15 protein-coding genes and 2 tRNA genes are annotated in these 19,858 nt (G+C 64.7%); 7 read left to right on the top strand and 10 right to left on the bottom strand.

Going from position 1 to position 19,858, the window contains the following annotated elements:
• Nucleotides 1-85: 85 nt before the first annotated feature.
• The 4 genes from AC1KVG_RS01825 to AC1KVG_RS01810 form a co-directional block, all read right to left on the bottom strand.
• Nucleotides 86-161, bottom strand: a tRNA-Glu gene (locus AC1KVG_RS01825).
• Nucleotides 162-207: 46 nt separating this feature from the next.
• Nucleotides 208-283 (bottom strand) — tRNA-Ala (locus AC1KVG_RS01820).
• 105 nt (nucleotides 284-388) lie between these two features.
• Nucleotides 389-850: a c-type cytochrome gene (locus AC1KVG_RS01815; RefSeq protein ID WP_006452401.1), complete on the bottom strand. Its 462-nt coding sequence runs from the start codon at nucleotides 848-850 to the stop codon at nucleotides 389-391.
• 8 nt (nucleotides 851-858) lie between these two features.
• Nucleotides 859-1,251 (bottom strand): c-type cytochrome, encoded by a 393-nt coding sequence (locus AC1KVG_RS01810; protein ID WP_023904106.1) that lies wholly within the window; start codon nucleotides 1,249-1,251, stop codon nucleotides 859-861.
• 205 nt (nucleotides 1,252-1,456) lie between these two features.
• Between AC1KVG_RS01810 and AC1KVG_RS01805 the strand changes: the two genes are divergently transcribed.
• The 3 genes from AC1KVG_RS01805 to AC1KVG_RS01795 are packed head-to-tail and all read left to right on the top strand — an operon-like array spanning nucleotide 1,457 to nucleotide 9,191.
• Nucleotides 1,457-2,599: an efflux RND transporter periplasmic adaptor subunit gene (locus AC1KVG_RS01805; RefSeq protein WP_481093319.1), complete on the top strand. Its 1,143-nt coding sequence runs from the start codon at nucleotides 1,457-1,459 to the stop codon at nucleotides 2,597-2,599.
• Nucleotides 2,596-6,108, top strand: coding sequence for an efflux RND transporter permease subunit (locus AC1KVG_RS01800; RefSeq protein WP_481093318.1), 3,513 nt, complete (start codon nucleotides 2,596-2,598; stop codon nucleotides 6,106-6,108). Before AC1KVG_RS01805 ends, AC1KVG_RS01800 begins: the two co-directional genes overlap by 4 nt.
• Nucleotides 6,105-9,191: an efflux RND transporter permease subunit gene (locus AC1KVG_RS01795; RefSeq protein ID WP_481093317.1), complete on the top strand. Its 3,087-nt coding sequence runs from the start codon at nucleotides 6,105-6,107 to the stop codon at nucleotides 9,189-9,191. The genes AC1KVG_RS01800 and AC1KVG_RS01795 overlap by 4 nt, the downstream gene beginning before the upstream one ends.
• A gap of 1,364 nt (nucleotides 9,192-10,555) precedes the next feature.
• Here AC1KVG_RS01795 and AC1KVG_RS01790 read toward each other — a convergent pair.
• The 5 genes from AC1KVG_RS01790 to zwf form a co-directional block, all read right to left on the bottom strand.
• A complete protein-coding gene (locus AC1KVG_RS01790) occupies nucleotides 10,556-11,215 on the bottom strand; it encodes a bifunctional 4-hydroxy-2-oxoglutarate aldolase/2-dehydro-3-deoxy-phosphogluconate aldolase (RefSeq protein ID WP_023904102.1) in 660 nt (219 codons plus the stop codon).
• Between the two features lie 51 nt (nucleotides 11,216-11,266).
• On the bottom strand, nucleotides 11,267-13,183 hold the full coding sequence (gene edd, locus AC1KVG_RS01785; RefSeq protein WP_023904101.1) for a phosphogluconate dehydratase: 1,917 nt from the start codon (nucleotides 13,181-13,183) through the stop codon (nucleotides 11,267-11,269).
• Nucleotides 13,184-13,284: 101 nt separating this feature from the next.
• Entirely contained in the window at nucleotides 13,285-14,004 is a 720-nt protein-coding gene (gene pgl, locus AC1KVG_RS01780; protein ID WP_481093316.1) for a 6-phosphogluconolactonase, read from the bottom strand.
• Nucleotides 14,001-15,008, bottom strand: a complete 1,008-nt coding sequence (gene glk, locus AC1KVG_RS01775; protein ID WP_023904099.1) for a glucokinase — start codon at nucleotides 15,006-15,008, stop codon at nucleotides 14,001-14,003. The genes pgl and glk overlap by 4 nt, the downstream gene beginning before the upstream one ends.
• Nucleotides 15,005-16,435 carry a glucose-6-phosphate dehydrogenase gene (zwf, locus tag AC1KVG_RS01770; protein WP_481093315.1) on the bottom strand — a complete coding sequence of 477 codons (1,431 nt, stop codon included), beginning with the start codon at nucleotides 16,433-16,435 and terminating at the stop codon, nucleotides 15,005-15,007. Before zwf ends, glk begins: the two co-directional genes overlap by 4 nt.
• 421 nt (nucleotides 16,436-16,856) lie before the next feature.
• Here zwf and AC1KVG_RS01765 point away from each other — a divergent pair, with 421 nt between their 5' ends.
• Entirely contained in the window at nucleotides 16,857-17,945 is a 1,089-nt protein-coding gene (locus AC1KVG_RS01765; RefSeq protein ID WP_481093314.1) for an ABC transporter ATP-binding protein, read from the top strand.
• Here AC1KVG_RS01765 and ygfZ read toward each other — a convergent pair.
• Nucleotides 17,942-18,814: a CAF17-like 4Fe-4S cluster assembly/insertion protein YgfZ gene (ygfZ, locus tag AC1KVG_RS01760; protein ID WP_481093313.1), complete on the bottom strand. Its 873-nt coding sequence runs from the start codon at nucleotides 18,812-18,814 to the stop codon at nucleotides 17,942-17,944. The genes AC1KVG_RS01765 and ygfZ overlap by 4 nt on opposite strands.
• Here ygfZ and AC1KVG_RS01755 point away from each other — a divergent pair.
• The 3 genes from AC1KVG_RS01755 to sdhD are packed head-to-tail and all read left to right on the top strand — an operon-like array spanning nucleotide 18,716 to nucleotide 19,856.
• Nucleotides 18,716-19,024, top strand: coding sequence for a DUF1674 domain-containing protein (locus AC1KVG_RS01755; RefSeq protein WP_306308862.1), 309 nt, complete (start codon nucleotides 18,716-18,718; stop codon nucleotides 19,022-19,024). The genes ygfZ and AC1KVG_RS01755 overlap by 99 nt on opposite strands.
• 56 nt (nucleotides 19,025-19,080) lie before the next feature.
• Nucleotides 19,081-19,473, top strand: a complete 393-nt coding sequence (gene sdhC / locus AC1KVG_RS01750; RefSeq protein ID WP_006449605.1) for a succinate dehydrogenase, cytochrome b556 subunit — start codon at nucleotides 19,081-19,083, stop codon at nucleotides 19,471-19,473.
• Entirely contained in the window at nucleotides 19,470-19,856 is a 387-nt protein-coding gene (gene sdhD / locus AC1KVG_RS01745) for a succinate dehydrogenase, hydrophobic membrane anchor protein (protein WP_006449604.1), read from the top strand. Before sdhC ends, sdhD begins: the two co-directional genes overlap by 4 nt.
• Nucleotides 19,857-19,858: the final 2 nt, after the last annotated feature.

Raw genomic sequence — 19,858 nt, 5'->3', positions numbered from 1 at the left:
CGACTAAATGCATCTGCTCGCCCGCAGTGCTCGCAGTAAAAACACGCAAAAAAAAGCCCCGGCAATGCCGAGGCTTTCAGATGATTGGCGTCCCCACGGGGATTCGAACCCCGGTGTCCACCGTGAAAGGGTGGTGTCCTAGGCCTCTAGACGATGGGGACGCGTATCAAAACCTGAGTTGTCATCCTGACGGCCTAATGCCAGGAGTGGTGGAGCCAGGCGGGATCGAACCGCCGACCTCCTGCATGCCATGCAGGCGCTCTCCCAGCTGAGCTATGGCCCCACGAAACTGAGAACGAAATGATAGCGGCCGGTTAAGGTTCGCGCAAGTGGTTTTTCATTCGGAATGAGACGGAGCGTGCGCCCGATACGGCACGCACGCTATGACTCAATTGACGCCGTGCAGATCGCGCAACTGCGTCTGCCGTGCACCGAAATACGCGGCCAGATCGGCGATGTCCTGATCGCTCAACGCGGTGGCCTGCGCGGTCATCAACACGTGTTGGCGGTCACCGCTGCGGTAGGCCTGCAAGGCATGCGCAAGATAGTCGCCGTACTGGCCGCCGAGTTTGGGGTAGCTGGGGTCGATCGGCGCATTGCCATCGGCGCCGTGACAATCCACGCAGCTCTGGCCGGTGGCTTTGCCTTTCGCGTGAGCCAGCTTGTCGCCGGCGGCAGCGCGGCCGGTCGGCAGGCCGGCCGACGAGCCGGAGCCGTGCTCGCCGCTGGCGTGGCCGGCATCGCCGGCAGAATGATCGGTGGATTCCACCTGGGATTGGGAGCAGGCCGCCAGCATCAGGGCAGCGACCAGGGCGATGGCTAGACGCGGAGCGTACAGGGCGTTCGTCATGTGGGCGCTTATTTGAGGGTGGACAGGTAGGCGGAGATATCGGCGATATCCTGCTCGGAAAAGCTCTGCGCCTGTGCCTGCATGGTCGGGTGTTTACGCTTGCCCTGGCGATATTCGGTCAGCGCCTGCGTGAGGTACTGGCTGGACTGGCCGCCGATCTTGGGCACGCGATAACTGGGGTAGGCGTTCTTGTAGCCGGTCACGCCATGGCAGCCCTGGCAGGTATAAGCCAGTAGCCGGCCATTCGACGGATTGCCGGTGGGCGCTGCAGGTGCTGCCACTGCCGCGGCGGGCGCAGGCGTGGACGGAACTGCAGGCGGGATTGACGGTGTCGCTGATGCGCCCCCAAACGGCAGGAAGACGACCAGAGCGAGACAAGCGGCGAGCGGCTGCGGGCGCATGGTTTCGTATCCGGAAGACTGATTGAGCGTCCGCACGTGGGGGCGTGACGAACCGGTCCGAGTATGCCTGCGATTTGGCGCGACGCAAACCGGGGGTGAATAGGCGAACTTGAACGGACCATGACCTTTGGCGCATTGGCGACATGATCGTTCGGGTGGTTTACTTGCCTACAACACCTGTTCACGCATCCACTAGGACACGACGATGTCGCCACTCTCTTTCTTGCCCGGCCGCAGCGGAACCTGCGCCGCCGCGTTGTTGATCACCACTAGCCTGCTGCTGGGCGGTTGCAAGACCGGAGACGGCGAGGCCAAGGCCGCCGAGGAAAAGAAAACCGTCGATGCGGTGCCGGTGGAAATCGCCAAGGCCGCGCGTCGTGCGGTGGCGGCCAGCTATACCGGCACCGCCGCGCTGGAGCCGCGTGCCGAAGCACAGGTGGTGGCCAAGACGTCCGGCGTGGCGTTGGCGGTGATGGTGGAAGAGGGGCAAAAAGTGTCGGCTGGCCAGGCATTGGTACGGCTGGACCCGGACCGCGCGCATCTGGCGGTGGCGCAAAGCGAGGCGCAATTGCGCAAGCTGGAAAACAGCTATCGCCGTGCCACGCAACTGGTCGGCCAGCAATTGGTCAGTGCCGCCGATGTCGACCAGCTCAAGTTCGATGTCGAAAACAGCCGCGCGCAGTACCGGCTCGCATCGCTCGAGTTGTCCTACACCACGGTACAGGCGCCGATTTCCGGGGTGATCGCCTCGCGTTCGATCAAGACCGGCAACTTCGTGCAGATCAACACGCCGATCTTCCGCATCGTCGACGACTCGCAGCTGGAAGCCACGCTCAATGTGCCCGAGCGCGAACTGGCCACGCTCAAATCCGGCCAGCCGGTGACCTTGCTCGCCGACGCATTGCCGGGCCAGCAATTCATCGGCAAGGTCGATCGCATCGCGCCGGTGGTGGATTCGGGCAGTGGCACGTTCCGCGTGGTGTGTGCGTTCGGCCAGGGCGCCGAAGCGCTGCAGCCGGGCATGTTCGGGCGCATTCGCATCGATTACGACCAGCGCAAGGATGCCTTGGTGATCCCGCGCCTGGCGCTGCTGGACGATGGCGAACCGGCGGTGTTCGTGGTGCGCAATGGCAAGGCCAGCCGGGTACCGGTGAAGCTGGGTTATGCCGAAGGTCCGTGGCTGGAAGTGCGGCAAGGCCTGAAGGAAGGCGACCAGGTGGTCACCGCCGGCAAGGTGGCGCTGCGCGATGGCACCGTGGTGCAGATCATCGGCCAGCCTGAGCGCAAGCCGGTGGCGGCGGCAGCGGCAGCCGGCGACAACACCGGCAGCGATGAGAAACGCTCATGAGCGATCACGGCAACGCGCACGGACCCGTGCACGACCCGCATGCGCCATTGCACGGAGGTGGTGGCGGTTTGGTGGCCTTCGCCACGCGGCGGCGGGTGACCATTGCGATGATCACCGTGACCATGCTGCTGTTCGGGCTGATCGCGCTGCGTAGCCTCAAGGTCAATCTGCTGCCGGATCTGAGCTATCCCACGCTGACCGTGCGCACCGAGTACACCGGTGCGGCGCCGGCGGAAATCGAGACGCTGGTGACCGAGCCGGTGGAAGAAGCGGTCGGCGTGGTCAAGAACCTGCGCAAGCTCAAGTCGATCTCGCGCACCGGGCAAAGCGATGTGGTGCTGGAATTCGCCTGGGGCACCAACATGGACCAGGCCGGCCTGGAAGTGCGCGACAAGATGGAAGCCTTGTCGCTGCCGCTGGAAACCAAGCCGCCGGTGCTGTTGCGCTTCAATCCCTCGACCGAGCCGATCATGCGGCTTGCGCTGTCGCCCAAGCAGGCGCCGGCCTCCGACAGCGATGCGATTCGTCAGCTCACCGGCTTGCGTCGTTATGCCGACGAGGATCTGAAGAAGAAGCTCGAACCGGTGGCCGGCGTGGCCGCGGTCAAGGTCGGCGGCGGGCTGGAAGACGAGATCCAGGTCGATATCGACCAGCAGAAACTCGCCCAGCTCAATCTGCCGATCGACAACGTGATCACCCGGCTCAAGGAAGAGAACGTCAACATCTCCGGCGGCCGCCTGGAAGAAGGCTCGCAGCGGTATCTGGTGCGCACCGTCAACCAGTTCGTGGATCTGGACGAGATCCGCAACATGCTGGTGACCACGCAAAGCAGCAGCGGCAGCGCGGCGGAAGCAGCGATGCAGCAGATGTATGCAATTGCCGCGTCCACCGGCTCGCAGGCGGCATTGGCTGCGGCGGCCGAAGTGCAGAGCACCTCGTCGTCGGCCAGCAGCAGCATTGCCGGCGGCATGCCGGTGCGATTGAAAGATGTGGCCGAGGTGCGCCAGGGCTACAAGGAACGCGAGGCGATCATCCGCCTGGGCGGCAAGGAAACGGTGGAACTGGCGATCTACAAGGAAGGCGATGCCAATACCGTGTCCACGGCGGCTGCATTGCGCAAGCGCTTGGAGCAGTTGAAGGCGACCGTGCCCGGCGATGTGGAGATCACCACCATCGAGGACCAGTCGCACTTCATCGAGCACGCGATCAGCGACGTCAAGAAGGATGCAGTGATCGGTGGCGTGCTGGCGATCCTGATCATCTTCTTGTTCCTGCGCGATGGCTGGAGCACGTTTGTGATCAGCCTGTCGTTGCCGGTGTCGATCATCACCACGTTCTTCTTCATGGGCCAGTTGGGACTGAGCCTCAACGTGATGTCGCTGGGCGGATTGGCGCTGGCGACCGGCCTGGTGGTGGACGATTCGATCGTGGTGTTGGAGAGCATCGCCAAGGCGCGCGAACGCGGCTTGAGCGTGCTGGATGCGGCGATTGCCGGCACCCGTGAAGTGAGCATGGCAGTGATGGCCTCCACGCTGACCACGATCGCGGTGTTTTTGCCGCTGGTGTTCGTCGAAGGGATTGCCGGGCAGTTGTTCCGCGACCAGGCAATGACGGTGGCGATCGCGATTGCGATCTCGCTGGTGGTGTCGATGACGCTGATTCCGATGCTGAGTTCGCTCAAGGGTGCGCCGCCGATGGCGTTCCCGGACGAGCCGAGCCATCCGCAGTGGCAGCCGGAGCAGCGCTGGCTCAAACCGGTGGCCGCAGGCCGGCGTGGCGCGGGTGCGAGCGTGCGCTATGCGTTCTTCGGTGCGGCGTGGGCGGTGGTCAAGCTCTGGCGTGGCATCGCGCGGGTGGTGTCGCCGGTGATGCGCAAGGCCAGCGACCTGGCGATGGCGCCGTATGGGCGTGCCGAGCGTGGTTATCTGGCGATGCTGCCGGCGGCGTTGCGTCGACCCGGGTTGGTACTGGGATTGGCAGCGGCTGCGTTTATCGGCACGGTGTTTCTGGTGCCGATGCTGGGCGCGGACCTGATCCCGCAGCTGGCGCAGGACCGTTTTGAAATGACGGTGAAGCTGCCTTCCGGCACGCCGCTGGCGCAAACCGATGCGTTGGTGCGCGAGTTGCAGCTGGCGCACGACAAGGATCCGGGCATCGCCTCGTTGTATGGCGTCAGCGGCAGCGGCACGCGGCTGGATGCCAACCCTACCGAGAGCGGCGAGAACATCGGCAAGCTCACCGTGGTGATGGCCGGCGGCGGTAGTCCTGAAGTGGAAGCTGCGGCCACCGAGCGGCTGCGCAGCAGCATGGTCGGGCATCCCGGGGCACAGGTGGATTTTGCGCGGCCGGCATTGTTCAGCTTTTCCACGCCGCTGGAAGTGGAGCTGCGTGGGCAGGATCTGGGCGAACTGGAACGTGCCGGGCAGAAGTTGGCGGCGATGCTGCGTGCCAATGGCCACTACGCCGACGTCAAATCGACAGTGGAAGAAGGCTTTCCGGAAATCCAGATCCGTTTCGATCAGGAACGTGCCGGTGCGTTGGGGTTGACCACGCGTCAGATCGCCGATGTCATCGTCAAGAAGGTGCGCGGCGATGTGGCCACGCGTTACAGCTTTCGCGATCGCAAGATCGATGTGCTGGTGCGTGCGCAGCACAGCGACCGCGCCAGCGTGGAGGCAATTCGGCAGCTGATCGTCAACCCGGGCAGCAGTCGACCGGTGCGTCTGGCGGCGGTGGCCGAGGTGTTGGCGACGACCGGGCCGAGCGAGATCCATCGCGCCGATCAGACCCGCGTGGCGATCGTGTCGGCGAGCCTGCATGACATGGATCTGGGCGGTGCGGTGCGCGAGGTCGAGTCGATGGTGCGCAACAATCCGCTGGCCGCCGGGGTGGGCATGCATATCGGCGGGCAGGGCGAAGAGTTGGCGCAGTCGGTGAAGTCGCTGTTGTTCGCGTTCGGCCTGGCGATTTTTCTGGTCTATCTGGTGATGGCCTCGCAGTTCGAATCGCTGCTGCATCCGTTCGTCATCCTGTTCACCATTCCGCTGGCAATGGTCGGCGCGGTGCTGGCCTTGCTGATGACCGGCAAGCCGGTGTCGGTGGTGGTATTCATCGGCTTGATCCTGCTGGTAGGGCTGGTGACCAAGAATGCGATCATCCTGATCGACAAGGTCAACCAGTTGCGCGAGGAGGGCGTGCCCAAGCGCGAGGCCTTGATCGAAGGCGCGCGTTCGCGCTTGCGGCCGATCGTGATGACCACGCTGTGCACGCTGTTCGGCTTTTTGCCGCTGGCGGTGGCGATGGGCGAGGGGGCGGAAGTGCGCGCGCCGATGGCGATCACCGTGATCGGCGGCCTGCTGGTGTCCACGCTGCTGACGCTGTTGGTGATTCCGGTGGTGTACGACTTGCTGGATCGCCGCGCGGACGCGTACTACCTGGAGCGCGGCCGGCGCATGGCGCGGCAGCAGGCGCAGGCGCGCGATAACACCGACGGACTGGAGGCGCTATGAGCGTTGCCGCCTTCAGCATCCGTCGCCCGGTCACCACCATCATGTGCTTCGTGTCGCTGGTGGTGGTGGGGTTGATCGCCGCCTTCCGGCTGCCGCTGGAAGCACTGCCGGACATTTCCGCACCGTTCCTGTTCGTGCAACTGCCGTACACCGGCTCTACGCCGGACGAGGTGGAACGCAACCTGGTGCGGCCGGCCGAGGAAGCGCTGGCGACGATGACCGGCATCAAGCGCATGCGCTCGACCGCCACCGCCGATGGCGCGAATATCTTCATCGAGTTCTCCGACTGGGACCGCGACATCGCCATCGCCGCATCGGATGCGCGCGAGCGGCTGGATGCCATTCGCGATGATTTTCCGGAGGATCTGCAGCGCTTCCATATCTTCAAGTGGTCCAGCAGCGACGAGCCGGTACTCAAGGTGCGCCTGGCCAGCCAGACCGACTTGACCGGCGCGTACGACATGCTCGACCGCGAGTTCAAGCGGCGTATCGAGCGAATTCCCGGCGTGGCCAAGGTGGAGATCTCCGGCGCACCGCCGAACGAGGTCGAGATCGCCATCGCGCCGGACCGGCTGACCGCGCACGACCTCAGCCTCAACGATTTGAGCGAGCGTCTGAGCAAGCTCAATTTCTCGGTATCTGCCGGCCAGATCGATGACAACGGCCAGCGCATCCGCGTGCAGCCGATCGGCGAACTGCGCGATCTGCAGGAGTTACGCGAGTTGGTGCTCAACGCAAAAGGACTGCGTTTGGGCGATATCGCCGAGGTGCGGCTCAAGCCGACGCGGATGAATTACGGGCGTCGTCTAGATGGACGCCCGGCGATCGGGTTGGATGTCTACAAGGAGCGCAGCGCCAACCTGGTGGACGTGTCCAAAGCGGCTTTGAAGGAAGTCGAAGATATCCGCGCCGAGCCTGCGATGCGCGATGTACAGGTCAAGGTGATCGACAACCAAGGCAAGGCGGTGACCTCATCGCTGGCCGAACTGGCCGAAGCCGGTGCAGTGGGCTTGCTGTTGTCGATCACGGTGCTGTTCTTCTTCCTGCGGCATTGGCCCTCGACGCTGATGGTGACGCTGGCGATTCCGATCTGCTTTGCGATCACGCTGGGCTTCATGTACTTCGTCGGCGTCACGCTCAACATCCTCACGATGATGGGCTTGCTGCTGGCGGTCGGCATGTTGGTCGACAATGCGGTGGTGGTGGTGGAAAGCATCTACCAGGAACGCGAGCGCATGCCCGGCCAACCGCAGCTGGCTGCGCTGCTGGGCACACGCAGCGTGGCGATCGCACTCAGTGCCGGCACGCTGTGCCATTGCATCGTGTTCGTACCGAACCTGTTCGGCGAGACCAACAACATCAGCATTTTCATGGCGCAGATCGCGATCACCATTTCGGTGTCGTTGCTGGCCTCGTGGTTGGTGGCGATCAGCCTGATCCCGATGTTGTCGGCGCGCATGAAGACACCGCCGATGGTGACCTCCGAACATGGCGTGATCGCGCGGCTGCAGCGTCGCTATGCCAAGGTGCTGGCATGGACGCTTGCCCATCGCGGCTGGAGCGTGGCCGGTATCGTGTTGGTGAGCGCGATCAGCCTGGTGCCGATGAAGTTGACCAAGGTCGACATGTTCGGTGGCGATGGCGGCAACGAGGCCTTCATCCAGTACCAATGGAAAGGCTCGTACACGCATGAACAGCTCGGCGAGGAAATCGGGCGAGTCGAAAATTTCCTGGAAGCCAATCGCGACAAGTACCACATCACCCAGGTGTATTCGTGGTTCAGCGAGGTGGAAGGCAGCAGCACCACGGTGACCTTTGACGCGAGCAAGGTCAAAGACCTGCCCGCATTGCTTGAGCAGATCCGCAAGGCCCTGCCGCGTTCGGCGCGCGCCGACTACAGCATCGGCAACCAGGGCGATGGCGGCAGCGGCAACCAAGGTGTGCAGGTGCAGCTGGTCGGTGATTCGACCCAGGCATTGCAGGCGCTGGCTGACGACGTGATTCCATTGCTGGCACAGCGCAAGGAATTGCGCGATGTGCACGTGGACACCGGCGACCGCACCAGCGAGTTGGCGATCCGGGTGGACCGCGAGCGCGCGGCGGCCTTCGGTTTCAGTGCCGAGCAGGTGGCAAGCTTCGTCGGGCTGGCACTGCGCGGCACACCGTTGCGCGAGTTCCGCCGCGGCGACAACGAGGTGCCGGTATGGGTGCGGTTTGCCGGCGCCGAACAGAGCAAGCCGGAAGACTTGGCCAGCTTCACGGTGCGTACCAAAGATGGCCGCAGCGTACCGTTGCTCAGTCTGGTGGACGTGCAGATTCGCCCGGCGGCGACGCAGATCGGCCGCACCAATCGCCAGACCACGCTGACCATCAAGGCCAATCTGGCCGAAAAAGTGACCGTACCGGAGGCACGTGCAGCGATGGAAAAACCGCTAAAAGCGATGAGCTTCCCGGCCGGTTACAGCTATACCTTCGACGGCGGCGATTATCAGAACGACGGCGAAGCGATGGGCCAGATGGTGTTCAATCTGGTGATCGCGCTGGTGATGATTTACGTGGTGATGGCGGCAGTGTTCGAGTCGCTGCTGTTTCCTGCGGCGATCATGAGCGGTGTGCTGTTTTCGATCTTCGGGGTGTTCTGGCTGTTCTGGATCACCGGCACCTCGTTCGGCATCATGTCCTTCATCGGCATTCTGGTGCTGATGGGGGTGGTGGTGAACAACGGCATCGTGATGATCGAGCACATCAACAATCTGCGCCGCCGCGGCATGGGCCGCACGCAGGCGTTGATCGAAGGCTCACGCGAGCGCTTGCGGCCGATCATGATGACAATGGGCACGGCGATCCTGGCGATGGTGCCGATCTCGCTGACCAGCACCACGATGTTCAGCGATGGCCCACCGTACTTCCCGATGGCCCGCGCGATTGCGGGCGGCCTAGCGTTTTCGACGGTGGTGAGCCTGCTGTTCCTGCCGACGATCTACGCGATTCTCGACGACATGAGCAACGGCGCAGCAGCGCTGGTGCGACGTGCGCGTGGTGTGCCGAAGACGCCGCAGGCGAGCGCTGCTTTGGAGTCATGAGCAGTCAATCGTGCTGAGGTCTGTCATGACGTAAGTCATCGACCAGTGTGCTGGAGTCTTCAAACAACGCCAGGTACATAAAGCCCCTCTCCCGTCGGGAGAGGGGTTGGGGTGAGGGTACGGTTTTCCAGAGTACGATCAGGCCCTCGCCTGCGAGCCGCGGACTTCGGTAAGCGGCGCCAGCGCGGCCGGGGACTGGCTCCTCGGCTCGGTCAGACATCCTGTCTGACTCGCCGCCGCGGCACATCCCTGTGCCGCTCTCCGCCAATCCCCGGCCACGCTGTCGCCTCGGCAAGTCGCTGTCATGCACTAGTCAAGGCAAGCGAATTCTCCATCCTGTTTCAAGACATACGCGATTCTCGATGACAGCAGCAGATCAGGGATCTGTTGGCGTGTCGTGGTGCGTCGAACGCCACCGCTACGTAGCGCTAGAGTCTTGAACGTCATGAGCCGCCTGAAGCCCCTCTCCCGCCGGGAGAGGGGTTGGGGTGAGGGTACGGTTCCCGGGTACTGACAAGTGCGCGGCTGTTGGTTACTGGCGTCGGTGAGTGGCGGCAGCGCGACCGGGGACTGGCTCCTCGGCTCGGTCAGACATCCTGTCTGACTCGCCGCGCGGCACATCCCTGTGCCGCTCTCCGCCAATCCCCGGCCACGCTGCCGCCTCGGCAAGTCGCTGTCATGCACTAGTCAAGGCAAGCGAATTCTCCATCCTGTTTCAAGACCTACGGGATTCTCGATGACAGCAGCAGATCAGGGATCTGTTGGTGTGTCGTGGTACGCCGAAAACGCCACCGCCACGTAGCGCTCGAGTCTTGAACGTCATGAGCCGCCTGAAGCCCCTCTCCCGCCGGGAGAGGGGTTTGGGTGAGGGTACGGTCGCGTACTGCCAAGTCCGCGGCAGTTGATTACTGGCTTCGGTAAGCGGCAGCAGCGCGGCCGGGGATCGGCTCCTCGGCTCGGTCAGACATCCTGTCTGACTCGCCGCCGCGGCACATCCCTGTGCCGCTCTCCGCCAATCCCCAGCCACGCTGCCGCCTCGGCGAGTCGCCATCATGATCTTGATCAGGTAAGGCAATTTTTCAAAGCTTGGCGGCGGAGCGTGCCCGACAGTAATCGCTGCTCTACGTTCCGCCAACACAGGAACATTCGAAGAGTGGTCCGCGGGCGCCGGGGCAGGACCTTACACGACATGGATGTCGTGTAAGAGCCCCCATGGATGGGTTCACGGCGTGTCCTGCCCCGGCGCCCGCGGGCCGCTCCCACGCACAAGATCAAGGCGCCAGCCAATCAGGCTTTCATCGAGCAACCAGCTTTCTTCACGCAGAAGCCCGGCCTTACAAGCCGCTGGATGCGGCGCCCAGAAATCAGCCCGCACGCACCTGTCGAACGATCGCCGCCGCCTTGGCCGAGCTTTCCTTGACCTTGTCCCACTGACCCTGGGCCAACCAGTCTTTGGGCACCATCCACGAGCCGCCGATGCACACCACGTTCGGCTGCGACAGGAACTCTGCCGCGTTGGCTTCGCTGATGCCTCCGGTGGGGCACAACTTGAGCTCGGACAGCGGACCTGCCAGGCCTTTGAGCATCTGCAAGCCACCCACGGCGGTGGCCGGGAACAGCTTGCACACGCGGAAGCCCAGGCCCATCAGGGTCAGCAGTTCGGTCGGCGTGGCCGCGCCAGGCACGGCCGGGATCGGCGCGTCGGCGAGCAGGCGTGCCAGCGGCGCGGGGGTGCCTGGGGTGACCAGAAAGTCCGCACCGGCATCCACCGACTGACGCAGTTGCAGCTCGCTCAGCACGGTGCCGGCGCCGATCACGATGTTGGGTAGCTCGCGCTTGAGCATGGCCAGCGCTTCGATCGCGATCGGGGTGCGCAGGGTCAGCTCGATCGCGGGCAGGCCGCCTTCGAGCAGCGCATCGGCGACGCGGCGCGCCTGGTCCAGCGTGTCCACGGTAACCACCGGCAGGATGCCGGCGTCGCGCAGCAGCTGTTCGGCGGTGTTCTGGGTCTGGGCAATCGTCATTGCAACTCCGTTAGACGGCGACCGCCAGGCGGTCGCTGAGAGGGAAGGGGATCAGGCGTCCTTGGACTCGTGCGGCGCGGCAGCTGCGGCAGCATCGGCACCGAGTTCGTACTCGGCGTCGTAGCTCCACAGCGCGCCGTCCTGATGGGTCGGGCCACAGGAAATCGAGATCGCGCCCTGGTCGGCCGGGCCCACGACCTGGCGGTTGATGCCGAACAGGTTGCGGCCCAGGTCATTGCCGGCCACCGTGGTGTTCGGTGCGACTTCGCGCGATGCCCATTCTTCGGCCGAGACCAGCACTTCCAGCGTGCCGGCTTCGCCATCCAGGCGCACGATGTCGCCTTCGCGCACGCGCCCGATCGGACCGCCGCGTGCGGCTTCCGGGGTCATGTGGATCGCGGCCGGGAATTTGCCCGAGGCGCCGGACAAACGGCCGTCGGTGACCAGCGCCACACGCCGGCCCTGGTTCTGCAGCAGGCCCAGCAGCGGTGCCATCGAATGCAATTCCGGCATGCCGTTGGCGCGTGGGCCCTGATAGCGCAGCACCACCACAAAATCGTGCGGCAGCACACCGGCGGCATGCAGTTTGTTGAGCACCTGCGGGGTATCGATCACTACCGCCGGCGCCTCGATGGTGCGGTGTTGCGGCTTGACCGCCGACAGCTTGATCAGCGAGCGGCCGAGATTGCCGCGCAGCAGACGCAGCCCGCCTTGCGATTCGAATGCGGCGCTGACCGGACGCGCCACGCTGTCGTCGGCGGTGGTCGCAGTGCCGGGCACGTACACGACCTTGCCGTCCTGCAGCCGCGGCTCGTTGGCGTAGGCACGCATGCCGCCTTCGACCACGGTGGGGATGTCGTCGTGCATCATGCCGGCGTCCATCAGCTCGCGGAACACGAATGCCGTGCCGCCAGCGGCCTGGAAGCGGTTCACGTCGGCTTCGCCGTTCGGGTAGACGCGGGTCAGCAGCGGCACGGTCTGCGAGATCAGATCCATGTCGTCCCAGGTCAGCACGATGCCGGCCGCGCGCGCCACCGCAATCCAGTGGATGGTGTGGTTGGTCGAACCGCCGGTGGCCATCAGCGCGACCACGGCGTTGACGATGGCGCGCTCGTCGATCAGGCGGCCGAACGGGCGGAAGTCCTGACCCAATCCGGAAATCGCCAGCGCACGCGCGGTCCCCTCACGCGTCAGCGCATCGCGCAACGGCAGTTCCGGGTTGACGAACGAGGCGCCGGGCAACTGCACGCCCATCGCTTCGAGCAACACCTGGTTGGAGTTGGCGGTGCCGTAGAAGGTGCAGGTGCCGGGCGAGTGGTAAGACGACGACTCGGCCTCCAGCAGCTCGGCGCGGGTGGCTTCGCCGGCGGCATAGCGCTCGCGCACTTCGGCCTTCTGTTTGTTCGGAATGCCCGGCGTCATCGGGCCGGCCGGCATGAACAGCGCCGGCAGATGCCCGAACGCCAGCGCGCCGATCAGCAAGCCCGGGACGATCTTGTCGCACACGCCCAGATACACCACGCTGTCGAACATGTCGTGGCTGAGGCCGATGGCCGCGGCCTGGGCGATGTTGTCGCGCGAGAACAGCGACAGCTCCATGCCGGCACGGCCCTGGGTCACGCCGTCGCACATCGCCGGCACACCGCCGGCGACCTGCGCGGTGGCACCGAGCGCCCGCGCGGTCTCGCGGATCAGCTGCGGGTAATGCTCGAACGGCTGATGCGCCGACAGCATGTCGTTGTAGGCGGTGATGATGCCGAGGTTGGGCGTGGCCGCACCACGCAGGCGCGACTTGTCGGTCGGCTCGGACGCGGCAAACCCATGCGCAAGGTTGCCGCAGCTCAAACGGCTACGGAACGGGCCCTCACGCAGGGCGGCATCGAGACCGGCCAGATACGCCGCGCGCGACGGCGCGCTGCGCTTGCGGATACGGTCGGTGACAGCTTGGATATTCGGATGCAGGCTCATTGGCTACCGGCTATGAGAAACGGGGGGAAGAAAATGCTGTTTTAATTCCCCGCACACGGATGTGCGGGCTGTTGCGAGGGACTCGCATTAATGATTCGCACTCAAGCACACCAATGCACCCGCAAACGCGGACCCGGCTGCTGTAACGCCACCCGGATCGGATATTCGCTGACATCGTCACCCGCCAATGCGGCTTGCAGCACGTCGAGCTTCTGCTTTCCGCGCAGCAATAGCAGGCGGGTCGGGATCGCAGCGAGCCCGGCCGGCGTCAGCGTGATGCGCAGCGGCCACTGATTGGAGCCCGGGCAGCCGGTGGCATCCAATGAGGCATACGGCTGCGGGCTGGCCAGCGCCTTGGGCAGATCGGTGGCGCCGGGAAACAGCGAGGCGGTATGCCCATCGCCGCCCATGCCCAGCACCGCCAGGCAGGCGGGTTCGGCGTGCGTGGCCTGCAGGTTCGCGGTGTGCACGCACTCGGGCAACTGCTTGCCTGTGCGCACCAGCGGGATGAAGGTCGCTGCCGGCGCATGGCTCAGGAAGCTGTGATTCACCAGCCAGGCATTGCTGTCCTGATCCTGCGGCGACAGCCAGCGCTCATCGACCAGGCCCACTTCCACCCGCGACCAGTCCAGCGAACGGTGGGCGAGGGATTCGTACACCGGCGCCGGCGTGGTGCCGCCGGACAGCAGCATGCGCGCCTGACCGCGCCGCGAAATCTCCTGTTCCAGCAGATCGGCCATCTCGCTGGCCACCGCCTCGGTCCATTCGGCCGGGTCTTCGTAGCGCACCAAGGTGATGCGCGGATTGTCCTGCAGGCTCATCGCTGCTCTCCTGGATGCTGACGCTGCGCATCCACCGCATACGCGGCGGCGCCGAGCAGGCCGGCATGCGGATGCATGACGGCCAGCGACGGTACCCGCGACATGATTGCGGAGAAGCGTCCCTTGTGTTCGAAGCGCTGGCGGAAACCGGAATGCTGCAACGAATCCAGCACCTTGGGCACCAGCCCGCCAGTGAGGAACACCCCGTCCCAGGCGCCCTGCATCAACACCATGTCGCCGGCGATCGCACCGAAGATGGCGCAGAACAGGTCGATGGTGCGCGACGAGCGCGGGTCGCCCGCAGCCGCACGCGCGGTGATGTCCTTGGGCTGCAGCGGGCCCGGGTCGACCCCGGCAATCTCGCTGAGCGCACGATGGATGTTGACCAGCCCCGGGCCACAGATCAGGCGCTCGTTGGAGACCCGGCCGAACTGCTCGGAGAGGATTTCCAGGATGCGGATTTCTTCCGGAGTACCCGGCGGGAAGCTGACATGGCCGCCTTCGGTTTCCAGCGGAAAACAGCGCCCGTTGCGCACGATCAGACCACCGACACCCAGGCCGGTGCCGGGGCCGATCACACCGTAATTGCGCGGTTGATCGATCGCCGCCGGCCGCCAGCTGGCGCCGCCCACCTGCACCACGTCCTGCGGGCGCAGCAGGCTGATCGCCATGGCCTGCGCGGCAAAATCGTTGATCAGGTGCAACGTGCTGAAGCCCAGCATGGCAGCGGTACGCGAGCGCGAGATCACCCACGGGTGGTTGGTGATGCGCGCCTCGTCGCCATCCACGCGGCCCGCCACGGCGAACACGCCCTGGGTAGCCTGCACGCCGATCTGGTCGAGGTAGTACCGTGCGGCTTCGCCGAGGGAGCCGAAATCGACCACCGCAAATTCGCGCGAGGTGTCATCCAGCAGCGGCACCGAGGCGTCGACGTCGGCCAGCGCGAAGCGCGCATTGGTTCCGCCGATATCGGCAACCAGCACCGGCTTGGAAGGAGCGGTCATGCGGTGTGTCCCTGTGCGTCGGTGGCCGGGGGCAGGAAGGGCGCCGCGCTCTCGGGTCCCCAACTGCCGGCCGGGTAGGTCTGCAGCGGCAACTGCGCGTCTTTCCAGGCATCGCTGACGCTGTCGATCCACGCCCAGGCGGCCTTGACCTCGTCGTCGCGCACGAACAGCGCCGGGTTGCCGTTGAAAGCATCCACGAACAGGCGCTCGTAGGCGATGCGGCGGTGCAGGCCGGTGGGGACCGACAATTCCAGTTCCAGCGGCTGCAGTTCGATCGCGCCCCATTCCGGGCCGGCCAGACTGCTCATCAGGCCGAGTTCGATATTTTCCTGCGGCTGCAGCTGGAAGGTCAGACGATTAGGCACCGCGTTCTGGCGATCCGGGCGCTCGAACAACCAATGCGTCACCGGCTTGAGCGTGACCACGATGCGGGTGGAGCGCTCGGCCAGGCGCTTGCCGGTGCACAGGTGGAACGGCACGCCGGCCCAACGCCAGTTGTCGATATGCGCGGTCACCGCGACGAAGGTCTCTACATCGCTGCCTTCCGGCGGGTGATAGGCCTGCGCCGGCTGGCCGTTGATGCTGCCGGCGGTGTAGCGGCCGCGTACGCTGTCATGGGCGGCGTGTTCGGCGGTCATCGGGCGCAGGGCGCGAAGTACCTTGACCTTCTCGTCGCGGATGCGGTCGGCTTCCAGCGACGCCGGCGGCTCCATCGCCACCAGACACAGCAGTTGCAGGATATGGCTCTGCACCATGTCGCGCAGCGCGCCGGAGCGGGCGTAATAGGCATCGCGCCCGTCCACGCCTTCGCTTTCGGCCACCAGGATCTGCACCGACTCGATGTAGGTGCGGTTCCACACCGCCTCCAGCAGCGTATTGCCGAAGCGCAGCGCGATCAGGTTCTGTACCGCCGCCTTGCCCAGGTAATGGTCGAGGCGGAACACGCGGTCTTCGTCGATCAGCGCGCCGATCGACTGCAGGATCTCTCGTGCGCTGTCCGAGTCGTGGCCGATCGGCTTTTCCAGCATCAATCGATGCGGGGCGGCCAGCGCACCACCCAGGGCCAGACCCTGACAGGTGCTGATGTACAGGCCCGGCGGAATCGCCAGATAGCTCACGCACTGGCGGCTGGACAGCTCGCGCACGGCATTGGCCACCGATTCGGCGTCGCGCAGATCCACCGAGCGGTAATCGACCCGCTGCAGCAGCGTCTCGATCTGTTCGGGCGTGGCGATCGGCAAGGCCTGGGTCAGACGCGGCCGCAGCACCTCGCGGAAGGCCTCGGTGTCGTGCGGCGACAACGCCAGCGCGCGGATACGGAAATCCTCCGGCAGCAGGCCGTCGACGAACAACCGCAACAGGGAAGGAAACAGATAGCGCTGGGCAAGATCGCCGGTGGCGCCGAACAGGATCAGGGTGTTGTGCATGGACCGAATTTCAGATTCTGGAGACATCGTTATCAGCAGCTTGTCGGAAAGGCGCCGGACAGCCGGCGGTCGGTACGTCTGTTCCTGAGCGACACTGACGTGCGCGCAGCGGAGGATGGACGCGCACGCCCAATCCCCGATTGTTGCAGCAAGTGGCCGTCAGCGGTTAGCGCTGCGGCGGTAGACCTGCACATGCGTGGCGAAATGCCTGGCCTCGCACGGTAGGCTGCACCGCTTGAAACAGCGGCGTGGGTAACTGGCGTCATGGTCCCTCCCGAGATCGATGTTGCCATGTGAAAACGATTACATGTCAGAATAAACCAATGCATCCGCTTGCAGGAGATTTCCTTGAAAGCGCATGTGGCGTCACCGCCGTCGGGAGGGCCGAGGGCAGGGCGCACAACTTACGTTGAGGCCGAAGATGGCGAAAGTGCAGTTGGAAGGTGTCCGCAAGGTCTACGAGAATGGCCAGGTCGCGGTGCAGGGTGCGAGCTTCGAAGTCGCCGATGGCGAGCTGATGGTGCTGGTGGGGCCATCCGGCTGCGGCAAGTCAACCTTGCTGCGCATGATCGCCGGGCTCGAGGACATCAGTGCCGGCACGCTGACGATCGGCGAGCGCGTGGTCAACGATGTGGCACCGAAAGACCGCGACATCGCCATGGTGTTCCAGAGCTATGCGCTGTATCCGCACATGACCGTGGCCGAGAATCTGTCCTTCGGTCTCAAGCTGCGCGGCCATCCCAAGCAGGTCATCGCCGAACGCGTCAACAACGCCGCCGAACTGCTCGGCCTGACCCCGATGCTCGACAAGCTGCCCAAGGCGATGTCCGGCGGCCAGCGGCAGCGTGTGGCGCTGGGCCGGGCGATGGTGCGCGAATCGTCGGTGTTCCTGCTCGACGAGCCGCTCTCCAACCTGGATGCCAAGCTGCGCCACAGCGTGCGTACCGAGATTGCGCAGCTGCACCGCAAGCTCGGCACCACCATGATCTACGTCACCCACGACCAGGTCGAGGCGATGACGCTCGGCCAGCGCATCGTGGTGCTCAAGGATGGCGTGATCCAGCAGATCGACAGCCCGATGGCGCTGTACGACCGCCCGGCCAATCTGTTCGTGGCCGGCTTTCTCGGCAGCCCGGCAATGAACATGCTGCAGGGGCGGCTGGACGAGCAGGACGGCCTGCATCTGGTCATGGCCGACGGCTGGCGTGTGCCACTGGGTGCGGCGCGGGTGGATCGCAGCTGGTTCGATCGCGAGGTGATCGTCGGCGTGCGCCCGGAGCATCTGCAGCCGTCGAGCGATGCGCTGCTGGGCTTCGAGGCGAAGGTGGAAGTCATCGAGCCGGTCGGCAACGAGATCTTCCTCAACCTGGATCGTGGCGGTCAGCCGCTGGTCATCCGCGTGGCGCCGCAGGCTTTGCCGGCGGTCGGTGAGCCACTGCGCCTGGCGTTGCGCAGCGAGGCGCTGCACTTCTTCGACCCGGCCACCGGCGAGCGGCTGGATCCGGCTTAACGCTCCAATCCGGGTGTCAAGGCAAGTGGGCGTGCGCTGTGCGCGCCTGCTTGCAGTGCGGTGGTGGCGTCCAATGTCAGCTCCAGCGGCAGCACCGCCAGCGCAAGAGTGCCGGCAACACTCACCAGCGTGCCGATAGCCGTGCCATCCAGCGTGACCGCATTGCCCGCCTCGATGGCGCCATCGACTTCCAATAGCTGCAAGGCGCGTTTGGCCTTGCCCAGGAAGTGCGTGCGCGCGACGATTTCCTGGCCGGGATAACAGCCTTTTTTCACGCTGAAGGCGTGCAGGCGATCCAGTGCCAGCTGTTGCGGTGTCCACTGCTCGCGTTGTGCATCGGGCAGGCGTACCAATCCCAGTTGCAGATCGGCGCGGCGCCACTGCGCATCCACGCCTGGCACTTCGATAGGCGCTGCCAATGCCTGGTCGGTGTGCAACAGCAAGGTGCGGGGCAGGGCGGTCGTGCCCATATCCAATTCGATACGCTGCGTTCCGATATCGGCCTGTGCGCCCTGCGCGCGTTGCGCCGGTTCGAATCCGCCGTAGGCAGATAGCGCTGCAACAACGATCTTGAGCTTGCGCCGGAACACGAAACGGCCAAGTTGCAAGGCGATCTCGGCCGCGTTGCCGTCGGGCAACAGCATCAATACGTGTGTGTCGTCCTCACGCAACAGTGCGAAGATGGCAATCACGCGCCCCTTCGCAGTCAACCACGCATTCCACTGCCACTGCCCAACCGCCAGCGCCTGTACGTCGTTGGCAAATTGCGCATGCGCGAACGCCACTGCATCCGTCCCGATCAAGCGGACGTATTGCATGTCGTGCAGGGAGCCAAAACCCTGCGGAATAAGATTCAGGTTGTCAGCCACGGAAGGGGAGGACTAAAATCGCACTGTTGTGAGACCACTATGATAGGCCATCCAACCCCCACCCCAGCGCAGGATTCCGAAACGCAGCCTTCTTCTCAGGAGCACATTCCCGAGAAGCAGCCACTGCCCAAGGAGATTGGTGGGCGCGACGGCCCTGAGCCAACGCGCTACGGCGACTGGGAAAAAAATGGACGCTGCATCGATTTCTGATCAGCTTTTAGCCACAGCGGCCTAGTGCCGCCCAGCCGAGATAATGAGCCCAGCGAATGGCGATCCGAGAACGTCCTCTTTCCCCGCATCTCCAGGTGTACCGCTGGCAGATACAAATGGTCACCTCGATCCTGCATCGAGCGACCGGCATCATTCTGTCAGGAGGAGCGCTGGTGATTGCCGCCGCTTTGCTGGTGTTGATGCTCGGCCAGGACCACTGGACCTGCCTCACCCAGCAGCTTGGCGCCTGGTATGGCCAGCTGTTCCTGTTCGGCTGGACCTGGGCATTTGCCTACCACCTGTCCAACGGCATCCGCCATATCGTGCAGGACTTCGGGTATGGCTACAGCATTCCCGCCTTCGTGCGTAGCGGCTGGGCATCGGTTGTGGTCAGCCTGCTGATCACCGCTGCGATCTGGGCCTATGTATTGATTGGAGCTGGCGCATGAACCGTTACCGCACCCCGCTGAAGAATGTGCGTGGTCTGGGCGCGGCCAAGACCGGCACCGAGCATTTCGTTCTGCAGCGACTGACCGCCACCGCGCTGGTGGTGTTGTCGATCTGGTTCCTGGTCTTCGTGCTGAGCCTGCTCGGTTCGGACTACCCGACCGCCGTTGCGGCCGTGTCCAGACCCTGGAACGCGATCTTGCTGGTCGGTTTCCTGGTGGCGATGTTCTGGCATGCGCAGATCGGTCTGCAGGTCGTGCTCGAGGACTACATCCACAACTCGTTGCTGGCGCTGGCGTTGCAGACCACGGTCAAGTTCGTCGCCGCGCTCGGTGCGATCGTCAGCATTTTCGCAGTGGCGCGCATCGCGCTGGGCGGTGCCTGAGT

It is taken from the genome of Xanthomonas sp. NCPPB 3959 (assembly GCF_056675575.1).
Note: the sequence above shows the minus strand (reverse complement) of the source record. Positions and strands in the feature narration are given on the sequence as shown.